Annotated in this window: 14 protein-coding genes; 9 read left to right on the top strand and 5 right to left on the bottom strand. The window is 70.4% G+C overall.

All coding sequences use genetic code 11. The annotated features are described in order from the left end of the window. Positions 1-10: 10 nt before the first annotated feature. Both BO39_RS01110 and BO39_RS01105 read right to left on the bottom strand, forming a co-directional pair. Positions 11-997 carry a ketopantoate reductase family protein gene (locus BO39_RS01110; protein WP_043829160.1) on the bottom strand — a complete coding sequence of 329 codons (987 nt, stop codon included), beginning with the start codon at positions 995-997 and terminating at the stop codon, positions 11-13. Further along, positions 994-2,187 carry a M20 metallopeptidase family protein gene (locus BO39_RS01105; protein WP_084697741.1) on the bottom strand — a complete coding sequence of 398 codons (1,194 nt, stop codon included), beginning with the start codon at positions 2,185-2,187 and terminating at the stop codon, positions 994-996. Before BO39_RS01105 ends, BO39_RS01110 begins: the two co-directional genes overlap by 4 nt. A gap of 327 nt (positions 2,188-2,514) precedes the next feature. On the opposite strand from BO39_RS01105, the gene BO39_RS01100 reads away from it, so the two are divergent. From BO39_RS01100 to BO39_RS01085, 4 genes are all read left to right on the top strand, one after another. After that, on the top strand, positions 2,515-3,090 hold the full coding sequence (locus tag BO39_RS01100) for a tripartite tricarboxylate transporter TctB family protein (protein WP_245614883.1): 576 nt from the start codon (positions 2,515-2,517) through the stop codon (positions 3,088-3,090). A gap of 30 nt (positions 3,091-3,120) precedes the next feature. Further along, on the top strand, positions 3,121-4,623 hold the full coding sequence (locus tag BO39_RS01095) for a tripartite tricarboxylate transporter permease (protein WP_043829157.1): 1,503 nt from the start codon (positions 3,121-3,123) through the stop codon (positions 4,621-4,623). A gap of 115 nt (positions 4,624-4,738) precedes the next feature. Next, entirely contained in the window at positions 4,739-6,160 is a 1,422-nt protein-coding gene (locus tag BO39_RS01090) for a mannose-1-phosphate guanylyltransferase/mannose-6-phosphate isomerase (protein ID WP_043829156.1), read from the top strand. A 255-nt stretch (positions 6,161-6,415) separates the two neighbouring features. Beyond that, positions 6,416-7,987, top strand: coding sequence for a Na+/H+ antiporter (locus tag BO39_RS01085; RefSeq protein WP_043829154.1), 1,572 nt, complete (start codon positions 6,416-6,418; stop codon positions 7,985-7,987). A gap of 238 nt (positions 7,988-8,225) precedes the next feature. Here the strand turns inward: BO39_RS01085 and BO39_RS01080 are convergent, their stop codons facing one another. Then, positions 8,226-8,999 carry an HpcH/HpaI aldolase family protein gene (locus tag BO39_RS01080; RefSeq protein WP_043829714.1) on the bottom strand — a complete coding sequence of 258 codons (774 nt, stop codon included), beginning with the start codon at positions 8,997-8,999 and terminating at the stop codon, positions 8,226-8,228. Between the two features lie 216 nt (positions 9,000-9,215). Between BO39_RS01080 and BO39_RS01075 the strand changes: the two genes are divergently transcribed. Both BO39_RS01075 and BO39_RS01070 read left to right on the top strand, forming a co-directional pair. After that, positions 9,216-10,607 (top strand): FAD-binding oxidoreductase, encoded by a 1,392-nt coding sequence (locus tag BO39_RS01075; RefSeq protein WP_052401270.1) that lies wholly within the window; start codon positions 9,216-9,218, stop codon positions 10,605-10,607. 90 nt (positions 10,608-10,697) lie between these two features. After that, the gene (locus BO39_RS01070; protein ID WP_043829152.1) at positions 10,698-11,915 is read left to right on the top strand and encodes an MFS transporter; all 1,218 of its coding nucleotides are present in this window, start codon (positions 10,698-10,700) and stop codon (positions 11,913-11,915) included. A 104-nt stretch (positions 11,916-12,019) separates the two neighbouring features. Here BO39_RS01070 and BO39_RS32365 read toward each other — a convergent pair whose 3' ends face one another. Both BO39_RS32365 and BO39_RS01065 read right to left on the bottom strand, forming a co-directional pair. After that, complete coding sequence (locus BO39_RS32365; RefSeq protein ID WP_156963362.1) at positions 12,020-12,178, bottom strand: hypothetical protein; 159 nt, start codon at positions 12,176-12,178, stop codon at positions 12,020-12,022. A gap of 110 nt (positions 12,179-12,288) precedes the next feature. Beyond that, positions 12,289-13,110, bottom strand: coding sequence for an IclR family transcriptional regulator (locus tag BO39_RS01065; RefSeq protein WP_052401269.1), 822 nt, complete (start codon positions 13,108-13,110; stop codon positions 12,289-12,291). 283 nt (positions 13,111-13,393) lie between these two features. Here BO39_RS01065 and BO39_RS01060 point away from each other — a divergent pair, with 283 nt between their 5' ends. The 3 genes from BO39_RS01060 to BO39_RS34895 all read left to right on the top strand — a co-directional run bounded on the left by BO39_RS01060 (position 13,394) and on the right by BO39_RS34895 (position 20,034). After that, complete coding sequence (locus BO39_RS01060) at positions 13,394-14,833, top strand: efflux RND transporter periplasmic adaptor subunit (RefSeq protein ID WP_245614881.1); 1,440 nt, start codon at positions 13,394-13,396, stop codon at positions 14,831-14,833. An 18-nt stretch (positions 14,834-14,851) separates the two neighbouring features. Beyond that, complete coding sequence (locus tag BO39_RS01055) at positions 14,852-18,016, top strand: efflux RND transporter permease subunit (RefSeq protein ID WP_043829150.1); 3,165 nt, start codon at positions 14,852-14,854, stop codon at positions 18,014-18,016. Between the two features lie 83 nt (positions 18,017-18,099). Next, positions 18,100-20,034, top strand: coding sequence for a DUF4214 domain-containing protein (locus BO39_RS34895; protein WP_043829148.1), 1,935 nt, complete (start codon positions 18,100-18,102; stop codon positions 20,032-20,034). The last annotated feature ends 52 nt before the right edge of the window (positions 20,035-20,086 follow it).

The following is a 20,086-nucleotide window of genomic DNA, read 5'->3' as shown; positions in this document are numbered from 1 at the left end:
CCCCGGGTCTTCAGGCCGCGGCTGCGTACTGCCCCGTCGCCTCCGCCGCCTTCCTCGCCAGCCCGACCACCAGGTCCAGCACCGGCGTCGGCACCCCCGCCATCCGGGCGAGGGCCAGCGGCTGCAGCAGCATCGCCTCCATCTCGATCGCCTTGCCCGCCTCCATGTCCTGGAGGATCGACGGCTTGTGCACCGTCGTGCGCGAGGCCTCCACCCGCGCCGCCGGATCGACGTCGAGCTCGATCCCGAGCCCGCGCGCGATGGCCACCCCCTCCGCCAGCCCCGCCCGCGCCGCCTCGCGGATGGCGGGATCGACCAGCGTCGCCGCCAGCCCCTGGCGCGACAGAAGGCAAAGCGGCCCGTTCGACAGGTTCGAGACGAGCTTCGCCCAGACCTCGCGCCGGATGTCCGGCACGATCGGGCAGCCCATGCCGCCCGCCTCCAGCGCGGCGGAAAGGGCGCGCACCGGCTCCCCCACCGTCCCGTCCAGCCCGCCGAGCACCACCCTGCTCCGCTCGTTCTCCACCTCGATGCGCCCGGGCGCGGTGATGGTGCAGGCGGAATAAACGACGCCGCCCACCGTCCGCTCCACGCCCACCGCGCGCCGCACCGCGCCGCCGGGGTCCAGTGACGGAAGCGCGGTGCCGTCCAGCGCGCCGCCGTGCCGGTCGAAATACCACCAGGGGATGCCGTTCATCACGAAGGCCACCGGCGTGTCCGCCCGCAGCAGCGGCGCGATCGCCTCCGCCACGCCGCCGAGCTGGTGCCCCTTCACCGTCACCACCACCGCGTCCTGCGGGCCCAGCTCCGCCGGGTCGGCGCTCGCGGCCGGCCGCGCGGTGAAGGTCGCGTCGCGCGCCACCACCGTCAGCCCGTGCTCGCGGATCGCCGCGAGGTTGGCGCCGCGCGCCACCACGCTCACCTCCGCACCGCCGCGGGAGAGCCGCGCCGCCACATGCCCGCCGATCGCCCCGGCGCCGAAAACGCAGACCTTCATGCGAGCAACTCCAGCGCGGCCCGGCTCAGCGCCTGCACGCCGACGGGAATGCAGCCCTCGTCCGGCTGGTAGCCGGCATTGTGCAGCCGGTCCGCCCGGCCTGGCGCGCCGGAGCCGACGCGCAGATGCATGGACGGCACCAGCGCCGCGAACTCCGAAAAATCCTCGCTGCCCATGCTCGGCACCCCCTCCACCGGCGCGCGGCCGAGCTGCGCCGCCACCGCCGGCAGCACACGGTCCAGCACGCCATCGTCGTTCACCAGTGCCGGCACCATACGCCGGTAATCGAGCGACGCCTGCACCCTGAACCCCAGCTCCAGCCCCGCGACGAGCCGGCGAAGCGCGCCCTCCGCGATACCGCGCGTGCCGGCGTCGAGCGTCCGCACCGTTCCCTTCAACGCAACCCGCTCGGGGATGATGTTGTAGGTCGCACCGCCCGCCAGCATGCCGATCGTGACCACGGCGGGCTTCAGCGGATCGACCTCGCGGCTCACCACCGTCTGCGCCTGCGCCACGAAATGCGCGGCCGCCACGATGGGATCGACGGCGGATTCAGGATGCGCCGCATGGCCGGACTTCCCGCGCAGCACGAGGTCGAAGCGATCGGACGCCGCGAGGCAGGCGCCGCGCACGAAGCCCGTCTCTCCCACCGGCATGTCCGGATGGTTGTGGAAGCCGAGCGCCATGTCGAAACCCTCGGCCGCGCCATCGGCGATCATCGCCGCCGCGCCCTCCAGCGTCTCCTCCGCCGGCTGGAACACGAGCGCCACGCGCCCCGCGAGCATCGGCGCGAGATCCTTCAGCACGGAAGCGACGCCGAGCAGCGTGGAGGTGTGGATGTCGTGCCCGCAGGCATGCATCTTGCCGTCCACGGTGCTGGCGAAGGGCAGCCCCGTCTCCTCGTGGATCGGCAGCGCGTCCATGTCCGCGCGGATCGCGAGCGTCGGCCCCGGCCGCCCGCCCTCGATCATGCCCACGATGCCCGTCCGCCCGAGCCCCGTGCGGTGCGCGATCCCGAGCCGCTCCAGTTCTCGTGAAACGATTCCCGCCGTCCGCACCTCCTCCATCGCCAGTTCGGGGTGGGCGTGTATGTCGCGGCGGATGGCGACGAGCCCGGGTGTCAGCGCCTCCGCGGCCTCGGCGATCTGGCGGTCAGGATCATTGATTCTCATGCCGTTAGGCTCCGACATGATCCCTCCTCTCGCAAGTATGTTGCGCTGCACCCTAGGTGAAGAAGCATCCATGACAAGGTCGCAGCGAATCTGCCGCTTGTGGAGCCGAGCCGTGCCCCATAGTTTGCCGGGACTCCGCGTACCGGGAGGCACGTCAGGGAAGAAGGGACGGAGAGCAGGAGACGTGGCGGCCGACACCTCTGGTGCCTGGCCGGCGTCGGCATGGCCCTCACCTCCCCCTCCCCCGTCGCGCCTGCCGGTCGGATCAGCAATCGACGAGGGCCTGCAAAGGGTGGAGCGTTCATGAAAATAAGTCAGAAGGATCTCTGGGCCGGATTTCTGCTCATGTTCCTGGCCTTCATCGGCCTGTGGATCAACGGCGGTTTCCTCGGCCTCGGCCTTGAGCAGCACACCCTCGGCACCGCCCGACGCATGGGCCCCGGCTACATGCCAATGCTGGTGCTCTGGCTCCAGATGGGGCTCGGCGCGATCGTCTTCATCGTCGGGCTGCGCGGCGGCCCCGACGACCTCGAGGACTGGAAGAAGCTCGACTTCGTCACCCTCGCCGTCGCCATCGCGGTGGGCATCCTCATCTGGCGGGTGATGGAGGCCACGGGCTACAACACGAACTACATCCAGGTCGGCGCCGCCTGCCTCATCGGCCTGCTCCTCCTCGCCATCTCCCCGGCCTGGCGGCCGCTCGGCATGGTGCTCGGCTCCTTCGCCGTCTTCGGGCTCCTGCTCGAGCCCCTCGGCCTGATGGTCTCGATCGTCGCCCTTTGCGTCATCGCCTCGTTCGCGGACCGCGACCATAGGCCGCTGGGCGTCGCCGGCATGTGCGTCTTTCTCTGCGCCCTCTGCTGGTTCGTCTTCATCCGCCAGCTCGATATCCGTGTGCCTGTTTGGCCGGGTAGCTTCTGAACCGACGGGCATAGGAAGGGCCAAGAAACCATGGAACTGCTTCTCTCCAACCTCTCGCACGGATTCGGCGTCGCTCTCACGCTGAACAACGTGCTCTTCGCGCTGCTCGGCGCGCTGATCGGCACGGCCATCGGCGTGCTGCCGGGCATCGGCCCCGTGGCCACCATCTCGCTCCTGCTGCCGATCACCTTCGGCCAGCCCGCGACCACCGCCATCATCATGCTCGCCGGCATCTACTACGGCGCGCAGTACGGCGGCTCGACCACCTCGATCCTGCTGAACCTGCCCGGAGAGGTCTCCTCGGTCGTCACGACGCTCGAGGGCTACAAGATGGCCCGCAACGGCCGCGCGGGCGCCGCGCTCACCATCGCGGCGCTCGGCTCCTTCATCGCCGGCAGCTTCGCCACCCTCCTGGTCGCCGCCTCCGGTCCGTTGCTGACCCAGGTAGCCCTTTCCTTCGGCCCGGCCGACTACTTCTCCCTCATGCTGCTCGGCCTCGTCATCTCGGCCGTGCTCGCGCAGGGCTCGGTGCTGAAGTCCATCGCCATGGTGGTGCTCGGCGTCACCCTCGGCCTCGTCGGCACGGACGTGCAGACCGGCCAGCAGCGCTTCACCTTCGGCGTGCCCGAACTGTCCGACGGCCTCGGCTTCGTCTCCATCGCCATGGGCATCTTCGGCATCGGCGAGATTATCCTCAACCTCGAGCGCCCCGAGGCCCGCTCGGTCCTCTCCAGCAAGGTCGGCAGCCTCATGCTGACCCGGGAAGAGGCCAAGCGCTGCGTCGCCCCGGTGCTCCGCGGCACGCTGCTCGGCTCCGTCCTTGGTATCCTGCCCGGCGGCGGCGCGTCGCTGGCCGCCTTCGGCTCCTACATGCTCGAGAGCAAGGTTTCGTCCCACCGCCACGAGTTCGGCACGGGCGCGATCGAGGGCGTGGCCGGTCCTGAGTCCGCGAACAACGCGGCCGCCCAGACCTCCTTCATCCCGCTGCTCACCCTCGGCATCCCCGCCAACGCCGTCATGGCGCTGATGGTCGGCGCCCTGATCATCCAGGGCATCCAGCCGGGCCCGCGCATGGTGGAGGCCCAGCCGGACCTCTTCTGGGGCCTCATCTGCTCCATGTGGGTCGGCAACCTGATGCTCCTCGTCATCAACCTGCCGCTCATCGGCATGTGGGTGAAGCTGCTCCAGGTGCCCTACAAGTTCCTCTACCCCGCCATCCTCGTCTTCTGCGCGATCGGCGTGTACTCGCTGAACAACTCGGTCTTCGACGTCTACCAGACCCTGTTCTTCGGCATCCTCGGCTACATCTTCTCCAAGCTTAAGATGGAGGCCGCGCCCCTTCTCATCGGCTTCGTGCTCGGCCCGATGATGGAGGAGCACCTGCGCCGCGCCATGCTGCTCTCCCGCGGCGACATCACCATCTTCGTCGAGCGGCCCATCAGCGCCACTCTGCTCGGCATCGCCTTCATCGCGCTCGCCGCGATGCTCCTGCCGGGTCTCCGCTCGGGCAAGGACAAGGCCCTGGCCGAGTAGCGCCTTCCGAGTAGCCCGGCCACAACAGGCCCTGCCAAAGCCGCCCCGGGAAACCGGGGCGGCTTTTCTTTTGCTCTCCTCTCCGTTACCTCTCCCGCGTCCGCAGAGAGAGCCCATGTCCGACGATCGTGTTGTTCCCGTGATCCTGTCCGGCGGCGTCGGCACCCGCCTTTGGCCACTGTCGCGTGAGGGATTCCCGAAGCAGTTCTGGCCATTGGTCGGGACCTCCACCATGCTCCAGGAGACGGTCGGCCGCGCCACCGGCCCCGGCTTTGCACCCCCCATGATCATCTGCGCGGAAGCCCACCGCTTCCTCGTCGCCGAGCAGCTGCGCGAGGCCGGCGTCGCCGGCGGCCGCATCGTGCTCGAGCCCGCGGCCCGCAACTCGGCCCCCGCCATCGCCGCCGCCGCCATCCTCGCCGCCGAGGAGAACCCGCACGCCCTCCTCTGGATCATGGCCGCCGACGCCGCGATCAAGGACCTGCCGGCGCTGCACGCGGCCCTCGACCGCGCGGCCGCGGCGGCGCGCGCCGGCCACATCGTCGCCTTCGGCATGCGCCCCACCACGCCCGAGACCGGCTTCGGCTACATGGAGGCCGGCGCCCCTCTGCCGGGCCTGGAAGGCGCCTCGGCCATCGCCTCCTTCGTCGAGAAGCCCGACGCCGCCCGCGCGGCCGAGTTCCTCGCCGGCGGCCGCCACCTCTGGAACGCCGGGATGTTCGTCGCCCGCGCCAGCACCCTTCTGGCCGAGCTGGAGCGCCTGGCGCCCGAGCTCGTCTCGGCCGTCCGCGCCGCCGTCGAGACCGCCGGCCGCGACCTCGACTTCGTCCGCCTCGGCGCCGCCTTCGCCGAGGCCCCCTCCATCTCCATCGACTACGCCGTGATGGAGCGCACCGCCCACGCCGCCGTCGTCCCGGCCGACATGGGCTGGTCCGATGTCGGCTCCTGGGATGCGCTCTGGCAGGTCTCGCCCAAGGACGCCGCAGGCAACGCCACTCACGGCCCCGTCTCCCTCGTGGACGCGACGAACTGCTACGTCCGCTCCGAAGGCATCCTCACCACCGTCGTCGGCCTCGAGGACGTCATCGTCGTCGCGACCGAGGACGCGGTGCTCGCCCTTCACCGCGACCGCGCTCAGGACGTGAAGAAGCTGGTGGACCAGCTCAAGGCCCAGAAGCGCCCCGAGGCCGGCGCCCACCGCCGCATGTACCGCCCCTGGGGCCATTACGAGGGCCTCATCCAGGGCGATCGCTTCCAGGTGAAGAAGATCCTCGTCCGCCCCGGCGAGAAGCTCTCCCTCCAGAAGCACTACCACCGCGCCGAGCACTGGGTGGTGGTGAACGGCACCGCCATCGTCGAGCGCGACGCCGAGCGCCTGCTGCTGCGCGAGAACGAGTCCGTCTACTTGCCGCTGGGCTGCGTCCACCGGCTGGAGAACCCGGGCATGATCCCGCTCACCCTCATCGAGGTGCAGGCCGGCGCCTATCTCGGCGAGGACGACATCGTCCGCTTCGAGGACACCTACGGCCGGGCCTGACCGCCAGGATGGAAGAGGGGGCGCCGCCCCGGTCGCCCCCTCTCCCCACGGAACCCGCCGCCATGCCGCTCCGCATCCTGCTCATCGTCGCCGGCGCCATTGCCGCCCTCATCGCCTCGCGGGAGGCGGAGAACTTCGCCGTCGTCCAGGCATGGTCGCCCTCGGCCTGATCGCCCTCATCGTCGTCGTCCTCGCGATCCTGGGCCGCAAGTAGCGCCGCTTCCGCCGCCCGCCGGGCGGCCCCAAACTGGCGCCATGCACCTGCTCGAGATCACCGTGGCCCTGATGGCGGCCTGTGTCGCCTTCGCGGTCTTCGCCCGCCGCACGCGCCTGCCCTATGCGGTGGTCCTCGTCCTCGGCGGCATGGGCCTCGCCTTCGTCCCCGGCCTTCCACATCTCCGGCTGGACCCCGAACTGGCGCTGGCCGCCTTCCTCCCCCCGCTCCTGCAGGCCAGCGCCTGGCGCACGGACTGGCGGCAATTCCGCGCCTCGATCCGCCCCATCCTCCTGCTCGCCTTCGGGGCGGTGCTCTTCACCGCCCTTTGCGTCGCCGTCGTCGCCCGGCTCCTCCTCCCGGACCTGCCCTGGGCGGCCGCCATCGCCCTCGGCGCCGTCGTCGCCCCGCCCGACGCCGTCGCCGCCGCCTCCGTCCTCAAGCGCCTTCCCCTGCCCCAGCGCGTCGTCACCGTGCTGGAGGGGGAAAGCCTGATGAACGACGCCTCCGCCCTCGTGCTATTCCGCCTCGCGGTCGGCGCCCTCGCGGCCGGAAGCGTCTCTCCGGCGCTGGCCGCGCTCACCTTCCTCGGCGTCGGCCTCGGCGGCATGGCGGTCGGCTGGGCCGTCGCCTGGGTCGCCGGCCGCCTCACCCCCCGCCTCGGCGACAGCCTGCTGGAGGTCGCCCTCACCTTCCTCACCGCCTACGTCGCCTATCTCGCCGCGGAGGCGCTTCAGGTCTCCGGCGTTATGGCCGTCGTCACCTGCGGCATCCTCCTCGTCCGCGGCCAGCGCAACCTGCTCAGCGCGCGCACGCGGACGGAGGCGCGCGCTACCTGGGGCTTCGTCGAGTTCGCGCTCACCAGCCTCGTCTTCATCCTCGTTGGCCTCCAGCTGCACGGCATCCTCGAGCGGCTCGGCCCCTACCCCATCGGCTTCCTCGCCCTCTCCGCGGCGGCCCTCTCTGCCACGCTTATCCTCTCCCGCCTCGCCTGGGTCATGCCCTTCGCGCTGCTGCCCCCCTCCCTTGCCCGCTTTCTCGCGGAGAAAGACGGCCTGCCTCTCCCGCGGGAAGCGGCAGTCATCGGCTGGGCCGGCATGCGCGGCGTGGTCTCGCTGGCCACCGCCATCGCCCTGCCCAACGACACCCCGCACCGCGAGCTGCTCGTCTTTCTCGCCTTCGTAGCCATCCTCGCGACCCTCGTGGTCCAGGGCACCACGCTCGGCTGGATCATCATGCGGCTGAAGGTCGCCCTCCCCGGCCGCGACGGCATGGACCGCGAGGAAGCCGCCGCTCGCCGCGTCATGGCCCGCGCCGCGCTCGACGAGGTGCAGGGCCGGCTCGACAGCCCGCTCGACGGCGCCATCGCCCGCGACCTGGTGGGCGAGTTCCGCGACATCGACCGCGTCTACTCCGGCGTCGCCGCCGGCGGCACCCAGGCGGAAATGCTCGCCCGCCTGCAGATCAGACTGGCCGCCATCCGCAGCGCCCGACGCGCGCTGATCGAGCACGAGGCCGGAAGCACGACCTCAGAGGAAATGCTCACCGGCCTCCTGGCCGAAACCGACCACGAGGAACTGCGCCTGATGCGCCAGATCGCCCAGACGCGGTGATCTTTCCCTGGCGGAGCCGCGAAGAGGGCCCTGCCCTCTCCGATCCTCACCCGCCAAGGGCCTGAGGCCCTCGGATCCCTATTTGGCTGTCGCGGGACCTTCCTGCGCGTGCAGTCGCCTCGGGTCCACGACCCGAGGCGCACCGGCCACTGGCGCCGCTCAAACTTGAAGAAAAAGATGATGGAGAGGGGTCCGGGGAGAGGAAGAATTCTTTCTTCCTCTCCCCGGAGTCACCCGCTCAGCCCTTCAGCGCTGCCATCTGCGCCTTCGCGCCGATCACCATGTTCGTCATGTCGCTGCCCATGGTGCCGAAGGTAAAGCCCATCCCGTGCATGCGCTTCACATAGGCTCCGGTCGTGCAGTGGATACCGATCGCGAGCCCCTTGTCGGTCGCCGCGCGCACCAGCCGCTCGTAGGTCCGCAGCATCTCCGGCTCCTCGCGGTCCATGATCGGCGGCAGGATGCCCAGCGAGATGCCGAGGTCGCTCGGCCCGATATAGATGCCGTCCACGCCGGGCACGTCGAGGATGGCGTCGAGGTTGTCGAGCGCCTCCTTCGTCTCGATCATCGGCAGGCACAGCACCTCGTCGTTGGCGTTGTAGAAGTACCGCCCCGGCTCGGCATAAAGGGACGCCCGGATCGGCCCGTTCGAGCGCGTCCCGTGCGGCGGGTAGCGGCAGGCCGCGACGAAGGCCTCCGCCTGTTCCCGCGTGTTCACCATCGGGCAGATCAACCCCTGCGCCCCGGCATCGAGCAGCTTACCGATGATCCCCGGCTCGTTCCACGGCACCCGCGCCATGGCGGTGGGGGAAGCCGCGGGCCCCTGCCCCTGCATCCCCTGGAAGCAGGCGACGGCGGACTGGTAGTCCTGCACCCCGTGCTGGAGGTCCACCGTCAGGCTGTCGAAGCCCAGGCTGGCCATCACCTCGGCCGAAAAGGCGGTCGGAAAGGCCAGCCAGCCGTTCACCGTCTTCTTCCCGGCCTTCCAGGCATCCTTGAGCTTGTTCGCCATCCGGCGCTCCTCCATCCCCGCCCGCCCCTGTTCCCGGTACGGGAATCTGCGGCGTGGCCTGCGGCGGCATCCTTCCCCCGCCGTCCCGCTCGCGCAATCCGCCCCATCCCGGGAATGCGCCGCCGCACGGCTTCGGGATCGGCCCGGCCCCTCCTTCCCAGGGTCCCGCGAAGCTCCTACGACCCTTCCAGACCACCCCGGCCGGAGCCACCCGCCATGACCGCCGAAACCCGCCCCGTCGACCACGTCATCGCGCAGGCCCGCGCCTTCCTCGGCGACAGGATCTCCACCAACAACGCCATCCGCGAGCAGCACTCGCGGGGCGAGGACACCACCACCCCCGTCCTGCCCGACGCCGTCGCCTTCGCCGAGACCACCGAGGAGGTGTCCCAGCTCCTCGCCCTCTGCCACCGCCACGGCGTGCCCGTCACCGCCTTCGGCGCCGGCACCAGCCTCGAGGGCCACGTCACCCCCGTCCGCGCCGGCATCACCCTCGACCTCTCGCGCATGACCGCCATCCTCGACGTCAGCCAGGAGGACATGGACTGCCTCGTGGAGCCCGGCGTCACCCGCCACCAGCTCAACGACCACCTGCGCGACCAGGGCCTCTTCTTCCCCGTGGACCCCGGCAGCCACTGCACCCTCGGCGGCATGGTGGCCACCCGCGCCTCCGGCACCAACGCCGTGCGCTACGGCACCATCCGCGAGAACGTCATGGGCCTGGAGGTCGTCCTCGCGGACGGCCGCGTCATCAACACCGGCAGCCGCACCCGCAAGGCCGCCAACGGCTACGACCTGACGCGCCTCATCATCGGCAGCGAGGGCACGCTGGGGATCGTGACCAAGATCCGCCTCCGCCTCTACGGCATCCCCGAGGCGACCTCCGCCGCCGTCGTCCAGTTCCGCGACCTCAAGGGCTGCGTCGAATCCGTCATCGCCGTCATGCAGCTCGGCATCCCCGTGGCCCGCATCGAGCTGCTCGACACCGCCCAGATGACCGCCTGCATCGCCTACTCGAAGCTGGAGGGAATGGAGCCGCTGCCCACCCTCTTCCTCGAGTTCCACGGCACCGAGGCCGGCGTGAAGGAGCAGGCGGAATCGGTCCAGGCCATCACGACCGAGATGGGCGGCCTCGGTTTCGCCTGGGCGGCCGACCAGGAGACCCGCAACAAGCTCTGGACCGCCCGGCACAACGCCTACTGGGCCGCCATCGCCAGCCGGCCCAATTCCCGAGGCATCACCACCGATGTCTGCGTCCCCATCTCCCGCCTCGCCGAGGCCCTGCTCGGCGCGCAGGAGGACGTGGACGCCTCCGGCCTCGCCTGCTGCACCGTGGGCCATGTCGGCGACGGCAACTTCCACACCGTCATCCTCGTGGACCAGGACGACCCCGCCGCCATCGAGCAGGCCTGGGCGCTCGACCGCAAGATCGTCGCCCGCGGCCTCTCGCTCGGCGGCACCTGCTCCGGCGAGCACGGCGTTGGCATCGGCAAGGCCGAGTTCCTCGAGACCGAGCACGGCCCCGAGGCCCTGGCCGTGATGCGCAGCATCAAGGCCACCCTCGACCCCAAGGGCATCCTCAACCCCGGCAAGATCTTCCGGAACTAGCCCTCCGGGCACTCACGAACAAAACGACCCCGCCCCATCGCCGGGCGGGGCGCGGAGAGAACGCTTCCCATGGCCCCATCCGGTGCCCCCTTGGCGTCACCCGACGTCCGGGAAACCTCGATCGCCTTCACCGCCCCGATCGTCGCCCTCGCCCTCGGGCACGTCATCTCGAACACCGTCCGCACCCTGCCCGCCATCACCGCGGACATGCTGGGGCGGGACCTCGACGTCACCGCCCAGGGACTCGCCTCCCTCACCGGCGCCTACAACCTCTCCTTCGCCCTCGCGCAGATCCCGATCGGCGTCGCGCTGGACCGCTTCGGCGTGCGCCGCACCGCCCTCGCGCTCATCGCCGTTATCGCCCTCGGCACGGTGCTCGCAGCCATCGCGGGCGGCGCGGCGGGCTTCCTGCTCGGCCAGGTCGTGCTCGGCCTGGGCTGCGCGGGCATGCTCATCTGTCCCGTCACCTACGCCGCGAAGAACCTCTCCGCCGCCCGCTTCGGCCTCTGGTCCGGCCTCATCCAGGCGATCGGAAACAGCGGCATGCTCCTCTCGGCCAGCCCCCTCGCCCTTCTGGTGGAGGCCGCGGGATGGCGCGCCGGCTACTGGGCCTCGGCCGCCCTCGCCCTGGCGGCTATCGCCCTCGTCGCCCTCCTCGTCCACGACCGCCCCTCCGCCGCGCAAGGCCGCAGCCCCGCGCGCGAGGCCCGCGAAGTCCTCCGCATCATGGCCTCGCCCCCGCTCCGCGGCGCAGCCATCCTCGCCTTCTCCTCCTTCGCCGCCGTCATCGGCGTGCGCGGCCTCTGGGGCGGCCCCTGGCTGATGGAGATGAAGGGCCTCCCCCGCGTGGAGGCCGGCAACATCCTCCTCCTCGCCACCACCGCCCTCGTGGTCGGCCCCGCCCTCTGGGGCATCGCGGACCGCCGGCTCGGCCACCGCCGCGCCCTGCTCATCGCCGGCCATGTGGGCGCGGCCGTCTGCCTGGCACTCGTCGCCCTCGGCGGCCCGGGCGGCCCCTTCGGCGCCCTCCGCCCCGCCTGGGACGGCGCCATGCTGCTCAGTTTCGACCTGATGATCTCGGTTCAGCCGCTCGTCTTCGCCATGGCGCGCACGGCGGTCTCGGCCGATAGCGCGGGCAAGGCGATGTCGGCCATCAATCTCGCCTTCTTCTCGGGCGCGGCACTCCTGCAAGCCGCCTCCGGCCCGGTCGTGGCCGCAGGAGGCATCGGCTCCGGCCTCGTCTTCTTCGCGCTGGCCATCGCCGCCAGCACGACGGCCTTCATCCTGCTGACCCGCCGCCCCGCCTGACACGGCGGCTCCAGGTTCCGGAAATGCAAACGGCGGACCTCAGGGGCCCGCCGATATCCGGAGAAGCTCTCCCGCCCCGCCCAGGAAGGGCTGTGGCGGAAGGTTCAGTCGAACAGAAAGGCTGCCGCGGCGTAGATGCCGTACCAGAGCGCGCCGGAGAGAACGCCAATCACGGCGACGCTCGTCCCGACCCGAAGCCGCTCGGGCGCGGCGCTCGCGGCATCCGCAATCTCGGTCTTCAGGCTCGTGATCGAAGTCGACATCGGTGATCTCCCTCACGACAATGAGAGCAGAATTATCCACCTAGTGCAATAACAAGTTGTGAACGAACCCGAAGCTTACAGCGGGCTGACAGGGTGGGGCGGCGGCGCCCCTATCCCCCCAGCGCCCGGGTAAGCCCCGCCGCCGCCTCGGCCACCAGCGGCTTCACCCGCTCCACCTCCGGCCAGAGCCGCTCGTTCGAGCCCGACAGCGTCAGCGCCCCGCAGAGCACGCGCCCCGGCTGGAAAACCGGCGCCGAGATGGCGGCCGCATCCAGCTCCCGGCTGCCCTGGGTCGCGATCACCGGGTAGCCGCCCGCGGGCACCTCCGGCGCCGCTTCCGCCGCCTCGCCGGCCGCCGGATCCCACACGGCGAAGACCCGGCCCGTCGCGGCCGAACCGAGCGGCATCATGTCGCCCGCCTGCACCGCCACCCGTAGCGTCCGCGGCGGCGCCGCGCGGTAGAGGCAGATCCGCCGCTCGTCGTCGAGCTTCACCCAGAAGGTCGCCCCCTGCCCTGTCGCCTCGGTCAGCGAGTCGAGGACCGGCTGCACCAGCGTCTCCAGCCCGAGCCCGCGCACGTAGAGCGACCCCCAGTGCAGCAGCATCGGCCCCGGGGACCAGGACCCGTCGGCATTGCGCCGCACGCAGCAGTACCGCTCCAGCGAGGCCAGCAGCCGCAGGATCGTGCTCTTGTAGAGGCCCGTCCGCGCCGCGAGCACCCGCAGCGGCAGCGCCGTGTCGCCGGGGCGGAAAGCCCCGAGCACCGTCATTGCCCGCCCGACCGCGGCCACGCCCGATGCGGTGGAGGGCGGCGAAAGCAGGCGCCCCTTGGGTGCCTTGGAACGCCCCCAATCCCCGCCCGAGCTTGCAGGCCGCGGGGAAATCTCCGTCCGGATCGTCGCCGCCTCGTCGGTCAGCACATTCGGATCCAAAGGCTTAGCTCCCGTTCCTGGCGCCGGCGCGCCGTTATTCCAGCCGAAATGGTTCAGCCCGCTTCAAGGCCAGGCTCACCACAATGCTACGGCCGCACATCAGACTAGCAGAGGTGACTTAAACATATGCGAAGGAAAATTTGTAGCGCGATACGGAACCGCGCGTTAGTTGCATTCTCAGTCCGCAGAAAACGTTCCTCAGAGCGTTATGCGGAGCGCTCAGCGCTGAACTAAACGGTTCAGCCCGCTTGCAGCATCGGGAAGGCTCCGCCACATGCGCGCCATGACGCGTCGCACAATCCGTCCGGCACGGCCGGCCGCCCCCGCCCTCCTCCTGGCTGTCGCGCTGGGCCTGGCCTGCGGCGCGCCCGCACCGGCTCTGGCGCAGTTCGGCCCGCAGGGCCCGCCGGCCGTCGGCGTCCAGGAAGCCGCCCGCCGCCCCGTCACCGAGAGCACCGAGTTCGTCGGGCGGGTGGAGGCGGTGCAGCGCGTCGACATCGCCGCCCGCATCACCGGCTTCCTCCAGGAGGTGGTGTTCCGGGAGGGCCAGGAGGTGAAGCGCGGCGACGTCCTCTACCGGATCGAGCGCCAGACCTTCGAGGCCGAGGTCGCCCGCACCCAGGCCAACATCGCCTCTGCCGAGGCCGAGCTGACCAACGCCCGCGTCGCCCTCTCCCGCGCGCAGGAACTCCAGCGCACCGGCGCCGGCACCCGCGTGACGCTCGACAACGCGACTGCCCAGGAGCGCACGGCCAACGCCCAGCTCCTCGCCGCCCGCGCCGCCGCCCGCTCGGCCGAGATCAACCTTGCCTACACCGAGATCACCTCGCCCATCGACGGCAAGATCGGCCGGACCAACGTCACGATCGGCAATGTCGTCGGCCCCACCAGCGGCACCCTGGCCACCATCGTCAGCCAGGACCCGATGCGCGTCGCCTTCCCCGTCTCCCAGCGCCAGGCGCTGGAGCTGCGGGACCGCTACGCCTCCCGCGGCGGGGCGGATGCCGTGCAGATCCGCTTCCGCACAACGGACGGCCGACTCTCCCCCCAGATCGGCCGCGTGGACTTCATCGACAACCAGATCAACCGGGCGACCGACAGCATCCTCATCCGGGCCCGCGTCCCCAACCCGCCCACCGGGAACGAGGGCGATCGCGACCTGATCGACGGCCAGTTCGTCAACGTCTACGTCCAGGGCGTGGAGCCGGTGCTCGCCATCACCATCCCCCGCGCCGCGGTCCTCCAGGATCAGCAGGGCAGCTACGTCTTCGTCGTGGACGCCGAGAGCAAGGCCCAGCGCCGCAACCTCCGTCTCGGCAAGAGCACGCCCGAGGTCGCGGTGATCGAGGAAGGCCTCAACCCCGGCGACAAGGTCATCGTCGAGGGCATCCAGCGCGTGCGCCCCGGCCAGCAGGTGAACGCCGCGCCCGTAGCCCCCGGCCCGGGCCAGCCCGGCGCCCCCGGCTCCTCCCCCGGCGGCGGCGCCCCCGCCCCGGGCGGCAGCGCCTCCGGCAGCGCGGCCGGCGACCGTCCTGCCGCAGCAGGCAACAGCCCCGCCTCCGCCGCCCCCGGCGGGGCGAACCAGGGCCGGGCCCAGGGCGCGCCCGGCGGCGCCGGCGCTTCGCCCCCGGGCGCCCCGGCCGCGACCTCGACCGGCAACCCCGGCACCAGCCAGCCCTCGGCGGCCAATCCGCCCGCCAACCAGTCCGGCACGGCCCGTTAGAAAGCCGGGTAGAAAACCATGATCTCCGGCACCTTCGTCGACCGCCCGCGGCTCGCGATCGTCATCGCGATCCTGACCCTGATCGCGGGCGCGATCTCAATGCTGAGCATCCCCGTCTCGCAGTTCCCGAACATCGTCCCGCCCCAGGTCTCGGTCACCGCGCGCTATCCCGGCGCCTCGGCGGCCGTGGTGGAATCGACGGTCGGCCAGGCGCTGGAAGGCCAGATCAACGGCGTGGACCGCATGATCTACATGCGCTCCAACTCCGCCAATGACGGCAGCTACACGCTCAACGTCTCCTTCTCCCTCGGCACCGACCCCGACCTGGCCACGGTGAACGTCAACAACCGCGTCCAGGCCGCCCTCGCCCGCCTGCCGCAGGAGGTGCAGCGCACCGGCGTCGTCGTCCGCAAGCAGTCCTCGGCCGTGCTGATGTTCGGCTTCGTCTACTCCACGACGAACCTCGACCCGCTCTTCCTCTCCAATTACTTCACTATCAACATGCTCGACGACCTCGCCCGCGTGCAGGGCGTCGGCCAGGTGAACGTCTTCGGTGCGCAGGACTACTCCATGCGCGTCTGGTTCGAGACGGACCGCCTCATCTCGCTCAACATGACGCCGCAGGACGTCATCGCCGCCATCCAGGCGCAGAACGTCCAGGCCGCCGTCGGCCGCCTCGGCGGCCGCCCCATCGGCGACGACCAGTCCTTCCAGATCAACCTCGAGACCAAGGGCCGACTCACGACGCCCGAGGAATTCGGCGACATCGTCGTCCGCGCCAACCAGGACGGCTCGGTGCTGCGCGTGAAGGACGTCGCCCGCGTCGAGATGGGCGCGGCCAACATGGACACGGAGAACCGCTTCAACGGCCAGCCCGCCATCGCCTTCGGCGTCTACCTCGCCCCGGGCGCGAACGCCGTCACGGTCTCCAACGCCATGAAGGCGCAGCTCGAGCAGCTGAAGACCCGCTTCCCCACGGGCGTGGACTACACCGTCTTCTACGACAGCTCGGACTTCGTGAACGAGACGATCCACGAGGTCATCAAGACCCTGCTCGAGGCCTTCGCCCTCGTCGTGGTCGTCGTCTACCTCTTTCTCGGCTCCTGGCGCGCCACCATCATCCCGACCATCGCCGTGCCGGTCTCCCTCATCGGCGCCTTCATCATCCTTCTCGGCCTCGGCTACTCCGCGAACACGGTCTCGCTCCTCGCCATGGTGCTCGCCATCGGCATCGTGGTCGACGACGCCATCGTGGTGGTCGAGAACGTCGAGCGCGTGATGGCCGACCATCCGGAGCTATCGACGAAGGACGCCACCAAGAAGGCGATGCAGGAGATCACGGCGCCGATCATCGCCATCACCCTCGTCCTTCTCTCGGTCTTCGTCCCCATCGCCTTCATCCCGGGCCTCTCGGGCGAGCTGTTCCGCCAGTTCGCGGTCACGATCTCGGCCGCCATGGTCATCTCGGCCATCAACGCGCTCACCCTCTCCCCCGCGCTCTGCGGCATCATCCTCAAGCCCCACCACGGCCCCCGCCGCGGCCCGATCGGCTACGTGCTGCGCGGCATCGACTGGACGCGTGACCGCTACGCCGGCGGCGTCCGCCGCCTGGTCCGCGTCTCCGTCCTCTCCCTCCTGCTGACGGCCGGCTTCGCCTTCGGCATCTGGACCATCAGCAAGGTCACCCCCACCGGCTTCCTCCCGCAGGAGGACCAGGGCGCCTTCTTCGTCCAGGCCCAGCTCCCGCCCGGCGCCAGCGTCTCCCGCACGCGGGAGGTGGTGCGCCAGATCGAGGACATCGTCCGCCCCATCCCCTCCGTCCAGGGCACGCTCGGCATCGTCGGCTTCTCGCTCATCGACGGCGGCGCCCAGTCCAACTCCGCCTTCCTCGTCATCCGTATGAAGCCCTTCGCGGACCGCGAGGGCGTGGCGAACTCCGTCCAGGCCGCCATCGGCCGCGTCTTCGGCGAGACTCAGGGCATCCGCACCGCCAACGTCTTCGCCTTCAACCTGCCGCCCATCATCGGCCTCGGCACCGGCGGCGGCTTCGAGTACATCCTGCAGGACTACGAGGGCCGCGACATCAACGCCCTCTCCGCCGCCATGCTCGGCCTGATCGTGCCCGCCAACCAGGACCCGAACCTCACCGCGGTCTTCTCGACCTTCGCGGCCAACAACCCCTCCCTCTACCTCGACGTGGATCGCGACAAGGCGCAGGCGCTCGGCGTGCCCATCGCCAACATCTTCTCCACGCTCCAGGCGGCGCTGGGCGGCATCTACGTTAACGACTTCAACCTCTACGGCCGCGTCTGGCAGGTGAACATCCAGGCCGAGGCCGCGGACCGCAACGACATCGACGACATCTGGCGCATCCAGGTCCGCTCTAACAGCGGCGAGATGGTGCCGCTCCGCGCCCTCGCCGACATCCGCACCGTCCTCGGGCCGCAGACGATCTTCCGCTACAACAACTACCGCGCCATCTCGATCAACGGCGCGCCGAAGCCCGGCATCTCCTCCGGCCAGGCGCTCGCGGCCATGGAGGAGCTCTCCAACCGCGTGCTGCCCAGCGGCTACGGCTACGCCTGGACCGGCACCGCCTACCAGGAGAAGCTCGCCACGGGGCAGACGGCCTACATCCTCGCGCTGGCGGTCCTCTTCGCCTACCTCTTCCTCGTCGCCCTGTATGAGAGCTGGACCATCCCCATCCCGGTCCTTCTCTCCATCACCGTCGGCGTGCTGGGCTCCTTCGGCGCCATCGTGCTGGCCGATCTCTCGCTCGACATCTACGCCCAGATCGGCCTCGTCGTGCTGATCGCGCTCGCCGCCAAGAACGGCATCCTCATCATCGAGTTCGCCAAGGAGGCGCGCGAGCGCGGCATGCCCATCCGCGAGGCCGCGGCCGAGGGCGCGCGCCTGAGGTTCCGCGCGGTGATGATGACCTCCATCGCCTTCGTCCTCGGCCTCGTGCCGCTGGTGACGGCCGAAGGCGCGGCCGCCGTCTCCCGCCGCGCGGTCGGCACGCCGGTCTTCGGCGGCATGCTCGCGGCCTCCATCATCGGCATCTTCATGATCCCGATGCTCTACGTGGTCTTCCAAGCCACGCGCGAGCGCGTGAAGGGATGGTTCGGCGCCAAGCCGCCGGGCACGCCCGCTACGGTGCCCAGCACGGGCCCGGCGGAGTAAAACCGCCGGATTGCCCTTGCGCACAGGAGAACGGACGAGCATCGTAACGTTGCTGTAAGCCCCGGAGTCGGCCCGTGTGCGCCTTGTGTGATCCTGCCAGCCTTGCCGCGGGCCTCGGCTGCTCCGCCATGCCGGAGGAGAACGGCCCCGGCGAGGCCGCCGGAGCCCCCGTGCCGGACCAGGCCGCCGCCCTCCCGGTCGAGATCCAGGCCCTCCTCGCCAACTCGAACCCCGGCTGGAACGGCGCCATCGGGCGCGGCGGCGTGGTGAACTTCAGCTTCGCCCAATCACCCGAGGCCGGCACCCCGGCCAACGGCTTCAGCCCGCTCAGCGCCGGTCAGATGGCCTCGGCCAGGCTCGCGCTCAGCGCCTGGGCGGGCGCCTCCGGCCTCACCTTCGTCGAGGTGCCCGACCATGCCGGCGGCGCCGGCATCGACATCCGCTTCATGCACGAGAACATGTCCTCGGCCTACGCCGGGACCGGCGAGTACCCGATGGGCGGCACGATCCGTCTCTCCTCCGCCCTATACGGCAACGGCGCGGACAGCATGGTGCCCGGCTCCTACGGCTACCTCGTCCTGCTGCACGAGATCGGCCACACGCTCGGCCTGAAACACCCCTTTGACAGGACCGTCGGCAACCTGACGGTCCTGCCGGCCGCCCTCGACAAGCTGGCGAACACGGTCATGTCCTACGACCGTTCCTCGCCGAACCCGACAGGCCTCCAGCCCTACGACCTCGCGACCATCTCCTACATCTACGGCTCCCAGTCGCAGGAACCCGCCTGGGCGACGAGCGCGCGCTACGACGCCGACACCGATTCCGTCGTCATGACCGGCGACGCGAGCGCCGAGACGATCTGGAACACCAACCGCCGCTCCGTCGTCTTCGCCGGCGGCGGCAACGACACGATCCTGGGCGGCGCCGGCGACGAGCGCCTGTTCGGCGAGGATGGCAACGACAGCATCAACGGCGGCAACGGGGCGAATTCTCTCTTTGGCGGCGTCGGGAACGACACGCTATACGGCGGCTCCGGGAACGACTGGCTGGCGGGCGGCAGCGGCATCAACACCGTCTATGCCGGCGCCGGTATCGACACGCTGGCCGTCGAGCACGGCCGCCGCGCGACCGCCATCACGATCACCCCGAGCGCCAGCGCCACGCAGACCATCAACGGCGGTCCCGTACCCTATTTCGGCGGAACAATCCGCTCCGGCGACGAGACCACGACCTTCTACACGGTCGAGAACTTCGCCTTCCTCGACGGCCGGCTCGTCTACGCCTCCAACGACCCCGCCATGCAGGTCTACCGCTTCTACCAGGCTGCCCTCGGCCGCGCCCCCGACAGCGTCGGCCAGAACTACTGGACGGCCGAGCTGCAGGCCGGCAAGGGCCTCGCCGCCGTCGCCGCCGGCTTCGTCAACAGCACCGAGTACAACACGCGCTTCGGCGCGCTCGACGACGCGGGCTTCGTCAATCTCACCTACAGGAACGTCCTCGGCCGCGCCCCCGACCCAACAGGCCTCAACTACTGGCTGAACAACCTCTCCCACGGCGCCACCCGGCAGGACGTGGTCGTCAACTTCTCGGAATCCTCCGAGTTCAAGACCCGCATCGCCGCGACCCTGCCGAACGGCCTCTGGGACGGGGACGAGAACGCCGCCTCCATCGCGCGCCTCTACCAGGCCACCCTCGGCCGCCACCCGGACGAGACCGGGCTGCGCTACTGGGACACCTCCTTCGACAACGGCCTCTCGCTGAGCGACATGGCTGTCGCCTTCACCGCCAGCAGCGAGTTCGCGGCCCGCTTCGGCAGCCCCGACAATGCCGGCTTCATCAACCAGCTCTACGTGAACGTCCTCGGCCGCGCGCCCGATAGCACGGGCTTCAACTACTGGAAGACCGGCATCGACGCCGGCACGCTGACCCGCACCGACCTCGTGCTCGCTTTCTCCGAAAGCACGGAATTCAAGACCACGACGGCGAGCTGGATCGAGGGCGGCATCGTCTTCGCCTGAAGCCCCCCTTCCCGATCACCCGCCGCATCGCACATGATGCGCCGAACGGCTG

This window comes from Roseomonas aerilata DSM 19363, assembly GCF_000711725.1.
Lineage (GTDB): Bacteria > Pseudomonadota > Alphaproteobacteria > Acetobacterales > Acetobacteraceae > Roseomonas > Roseomonas aerilata.
The sequence above is the reverse complement of the archived record's forward strand: the minus strand, read 5'-3'. Positions and strand labels throughout refer to the sequence as shown.